The sequence below is a fragment of the Candidatus Hydrogenedentota bacterium genome (assembly GCA_035450225.1).
Taxonomy (GTDB): Bacteria; Hydrogenedentota; Hydrogenedentia; order Hydrogenedentales; family SLHB01; genus DSVR01.
On the sequence record DAOTMJ010000092.1, the window covers coordinates 1 to 4,666 of the forward strand.

Sequence of the window (4,666 nt, forward strand, 5' to 3'; positions counted from 1 at the left end):
GGCCGCGATATCGGCAACGGGCGTCAACCCCGTAGCGGCGTTCACCGGCGCGATAAAACGCGCTGGCGAATTCGCCGCCGAGGCCGTGAATCCGCTTGTGTCGTTTGCCGCGAAGGTCAAACGGGCCGCGTCGTTTTCGGCGACCGGCAACGTGCCGGAATTCTCGGCGTTTGCCGACACAGGATCGTCGTGGGCGGTGTTCGATGCCGTGGCCCGGAATCCGATCCCTCAGTTTTTCGCCAAGATCGTTACGAAAGCGCAGTTCAATGTCAATGGTAATACACCCAGTGTGACGTTTGAAGGTACGAATTGGACCGGCGTGGTACTTCGTGCCCGTGGCAACGTGCCGCAAGCGTCGTTTGTCGCAGAAACGCAGTCGAGCAGGCAGGACGGGACGGTTTGGAACGAGGACCTCTGGGCCCGCGACTACTGGGGCGCCGGCGCGAACATCAACCGATTCAAGACGGAAGGCAACGTTCCGGCGGCGTCGTTTGCGGCGATCCGGCGTGCCGTAAACAGCATGGCCGCGACAGGCGTGAATGCCGTCGTGTCGTTTGCCGGCAAATGCACGAGGAAAGCCGTGTTTGCGGCGACAGGCAATGTGCCGGATGCGGCGTTTTCAACATCGCAAAACACGCGGGTTTTCGCGGAGCTGGCCATGACGGGCAACGTCCCGTTTGCCGGATTCGCCGTGCCGGAACCGAAGAAACGGATTACTGCTGCGTTCGATGCCATAGGCAACATACCAACACTGGTAGTACAGGCGGTTCACCGGGTCAAACAGTACGCGGAATTCGCGTTTACAGGGAACGTTCCGGCGGCGCGTATGGCCGCCGTGCGCGGGGCGAAGGCCGCGTTTACGGCTACGGGCGTCAACCCGGCTGTTTCGATGCACGCCAGCCGCGTAGTGACGGCTGACATGGCCGCAACAGGGAGCGTGCCAGCCGCGTCGTTCGATGCGCGGCGCGTCGTGACTGGCACGCTGAATGCCACGGGACAAGTCCCGCTCGTCTCGATGCAGGCCGTCCGAACCGTTACGGCGAACCTGTACGCGACCGGCAACGTTCCGCAACTGGACGGGTTCGACACGAAGAAAACAGTCAAGGCCCGGTTCGACGCCGCGGGCAATGTGCCGGATATGGCTGGACATGTAAGACTGGCGTCTGATATATTGAGATGGTACAGAGTCGAATCGATCCGGTACGGCGGCGTAAACCAGCCGGTCCGAATCGCGGAACTGGCAGCCGTCAAAATGCCCATCAGGGATTACGGTGGCGATAATGAAACCGCATAGCATATCCGAATTTGTTCCGGGCCTGTCGGCGGGAGAGACTGCCACGCAGTGGTTCCGCGTCGTGGAGGTGCTGGAAACCATCGGCGAACCGGTGAAACATGCTGTACTGGAAGCCTGCATTGCGCCGGTACGGAGGCCGTAATATGGCAGCGGCAAAAGTCAGTATGCGGAGCGTTCGTTTTTTCCCCCGCGAAACGACCGAGGCGATGGGCGAATTATACGACCGGTGCATCGAGGCGGCCATGAGGGAAGGCATTGCCAAAATGCAGGCGTCCATGAATCCCAGCGAAGCGGGCGAACCGTCCGCGCCGGGCACGCCGCCCAATATACAAACGGGTGTACTGGTCAAGTCAATCAGGGTTGTGAAACGCAGCAAGGCGTTTGCTATAGGAATGGCATTTTACGGGTGGATACACGAATTCGGCGGGCGGATACATCCACGGCGTCCGTTTGTCCAGCCCGTGCTGCCGGATATATCCCGTGCGTTGGTGAAATATATGCGGGCGTTCGGTATTGGCAACACGGCGGCGGCGCGGCGCGCCAAGGCGCAGGCAAACGCTATTGCGGCGAATTGGCTGGCGCGAGACAAAACGAAAGCGTCGCTCGATATAAGGCGCACGGCGACCGGCCAGATTGCTGGGCGGTATTCGTGGCAGCGATGGGCCCCTGAAAACGTCGGGCGGTCGTTTCCAACCGGCATGGATACCGGCGAAACGAAAACGTCCGGGAGCATGGGCGGTGGCGGCGGCGGTGGCGGTGGCGGTGGAGCGGCGCGCAAAAAGAAAACGAAACGGCAGGGCCGGTAAATGGTGGTTACTGCAATACGAAACCTGCTGGCGTCCAACGCTGATATACTATCGCAGCTGGCACAGTTCGATTTTGGAGACGGCTCGAACAGGCCCGCAATATTCACCGAATCGGTCGTGCCCCGCACATGCGGCAATCCCGCTATCGTAATCGAACAGGATGACGGTGGCGAATTTGAGACGCGGGGACGGCGTGGCGCGATAGTCCGCGCACGGTTGACGGTTTGGGGCGACAAAAACGCCACAGGAAAGCCGCTCCGCTCTTTGGCTTTCGATGTTTGGCGGCTACTGGATCGCTCGACATATATGGCGACCGGGTACAAGGCGTGGCCGATTGTCGCGACCGTGCCCGCGTTCATTACCGATGGAGACGGATTCCCCGGCTATCGGATAACTGCAACAACGAGAATATTAGAGGAGTAGGAAAGATGCCTGAAAAACTTGGACGCGAAAAACTTGGACACGACTGCACGTTGAAATTCGGTTCCCAAGGGTCGTTGGGGTCCGCCGTGGTGCAGCTCACGAACGTGACGCTAGACATGAGCTCCAGGGAAGTGGACGCCACCACCCGCGCGAATCAGGGGTGGGAACGCAAAATGTCCGGCCTGAAAACGTGGACGGCTTCCGGCGACATCGTCTATATCACTGGCGACAGCGGCGGTTACGTCGGGCTGTTTGACGCCTTCAACAACAGCACGGAACTGACCGTGCAGTTGATCGGCGGCGTCACGATTTCCGGGGCCGCGTATGTCACAAAATTTTCCGAGACACAGAACCTCGGCGAACCCGTGAAGGCCAGCATCACGATTACCGGCGCCGGCAAACCGACCGTAACGGTAGCGTAGTATATCCGGCAACCAACACAGAAAGGCGGTGCAGGAATGGCGGACGCATCTAAAATGTTCGTGGACGCTTTCGGGCGAGAATGGCATCCGAAGTTCACGACGCGGGTTATTCGCCGTGCCGCGCAAATGACGGGATTCCAGATCGGGCAGTTGATGGCTCCGGCCAATATCAAATTGTCGGATCTGATTGACGTTGCGTGGTACATGTGCGAAGACGAGGCCAAGGAGAGGCGCATTTCACAGGATGACTTTTTCGATCAAGTCATCCCGCCGCCCGCGTGGTCTACCGTTTTTCCCGCGATTTGGGAAATCATCGCGGACGCATGGCCCGCATCGCGCGGACACATGCCGGACGTTTCAGGAAGCGGCGCAGCCGAAAACCCTACTGTACCGGAGACGTAGAACACTGGGACGAGGATTTCATTATGAAGGTGTGTGCAATAGCAGGGCTTGACCCGGACTGCGATTTGACACCGCGAGAGTTGGACATCTACGCCTCGACGCGGCAATCCGAATCGTGGAAACACACGTCCTTGCTGGCATGCGTAATGAACAACCTCTGGAACCGGCGCAAGTGCGAACCCTCTGATTTTGATCCGACAATCCGAAGACCTGCACCGCGAAAAACGACGCTGAAAGAATTCGCCGAACGGCTTATGCGCGAATGGGAGTAAACTAGTCGAATGGCACAGATGACGAATCAGATGACGGTCGGTACTGGCCTATTCGAGATTGTGCCGGACCTATCCGGCTTCCAATCGCGATTGTCCGGGATGTTGTCGCGCATTTCGGGCAGTATGACAACCGGCGCATTGGTGGGTGTTGGCGCGGCGATTGCAGCCCCGGTGATCGGCATTCTGGGGTCCATTGCCGGTGTCAAAGATCGGGCCGAATCCCTGTTGATGATCGGCGAAAAACTCGGTGTGCCCATCGAAACGATGAGCGAACTGGATTATGTGGCCAAACAGGTCAATATCAGCATTACCGATGTAGCGAACGCCATGCGGTTCATGCAACGGAACCTGTTCGCGGCGGCGGGGGGTTCCGAGGCGCAGTCTCGGATATTCGCCGCGCTGGGGTTGGACGCGAAACGACTCGTGGACATGCGCCCGGAAGAGGCCTTGAAAAACATCGCGGATGCCATGCGCGGCATCGAAAATCCTACCGTCCGATCCGCCGTGGCAATGCAGGTGTTCGGGCGCGGCGGCATGAACATCATCCCGATGTTGAAGTTGTCGCGGGAGGAATTCAACCGGCTTACGAACGAGGCGCATGAACTTGGTGTGGTAGTATCGGGCGAGGCTAGTGACTCATTACAGGCATACGATTCCGCTATGAAACGGTTGAGCGCATCGTTTGAGGGCTTGAAAATTCTGGCGGCAACGGAACTCGCCCCGGTGTTGGCGGGTTTGGCCGATAAAATAAAAGGGTTCCTTGTTGGATTCCGCTCGTGGTTGGAAGAGCATCGCAGCGCAATAACCGTGATAGCAGAGGCGGTAAAAAAGATCGCTGTTGTAGTAGCTGTAATAGGTGCCGTAAAAGGCATACTCGTTTTACTGGGCGCGATGCTTAGCCCGCTCGGATTGATCATTGGCGCGTTCGCGTTTATGGCCGAATCGTCTGGGTTGGTTGACCTCGGCATCCGGCGCGCGATCAAAAGCACAGAGATCCTCGGCCTTGCATGGATGGAATGGATGGAGTTATTTTGGGACGGCTGGGTG

The 4,666-nt window shown here is 58.5% G+C and carries 7 protein-coding genes; all 7 read left to right on the plus strand.

From position 1 onward, the window contains the following. The coding region (locus P5540_19710; protein ID HRT67040.1) for a hypothetical protein at positions 1-1,294 on the plus strand (1,294 nt) is incomplete at its 5' end. Beyond that, positions 1,281-1,436: a hypothetical protein gene (locus tag P5540_19715; GenBank protein HRT67041.1), complete on the plus strand. Its 156-nt coding sequence runs from the start codon at positions 1,281-1,283 to the stop codon at positions 1,434-1,436. The genes P5540_19710 and P5540_19715, both read left to right, overlap by 14 nt. Position 1,437: 1 nt before the next feature. Continuing rightward, entirely contained in the window at positions 1,438-2,100 is a 663-nt protein-coding gene (locus P5540_19720; protein HRT67042.1) for a hypothetical protein, read from the plus strand. Positions 2,101-2,528: 428 nt separating this feature from the next. After that, positions 2,529-2,945, plus strand: a complete 417-nt coding sequence (locus P5540_19725; protein ID HRT67043.1) for a phage tail tube protein — start codon at positions 2,529-2,531, stop codon at positions 2,943-2,945. A 36-nt stretch (positions 2,946-2,981) separates the two neighbouring features. Continuing rightward, positions 2,982-3,347 (plus strand): hypothetical protein, encoded by a 366-nt coding sequence (locus tag P5540_19730; GenBank protein HRT67044.1) that lies wholly within the window; start codon positions 2,982-2,984, stop codon positions 3,345-3,347. Between the two features lie 23 nt (positions 3,348-3,370). Then, on the plus strand, positions 3,371-3,619 hold the full coding sequence (locus P5540_19735; GenBank protein HRT67045.1) for a hypothetical protein: 249 nt from the start codon (positions 3,371-3,373) through the stop codon (positions 3,617-3,619). Between the two features lie 9 nt (positions 3,620-3,628). Continuing rightward, a partial coding sequence (locus P5540_19740; protein HRT67046.1) for a hypothetical protein occupies positions 3,629-4,666 on the plus strand: 1,038 nt, incomplete at its 3' end.

Excerpts from the sequence above, each read along its gene's own strand:
- P5540_19730 (HRT67044.1), top strand. The coding sequence starts at position 2,982 with ATGGCGGACGCATCTAAAATGTTCGTGGACGCTTTCGGGCGAGAATGG.
- P5540_19735 (HRT67045.1), top strand. The coding sequence starts at position 3,371 with ATGAAGGTGTGTGCAATAGCAGGGCTTGACCCGGACTGCGATTTGACA.
- P5540_19720 (HRT67042.1), top strand. The coding sequence starts at position 1,438 with ATGGCAGCGGCAAAAGTCAGTATGCGGAGCGTTCGTTTTTTCCCCCGC.
- P5540_19715 (HRT67041.1), top strand. The coding sequence starts at position 1,281 with ATGAAACCGCATAGCATATCCGAATTTGTTCCGGGCCTGTCGGCGGGA.
- P5540_19725 (HRT67043.1), top strand. The coding sequence starts at position 2,529 with ATGCCTGAAAAACTTGGACGCGAAAAACTTGGACACGACTGCACGTTG.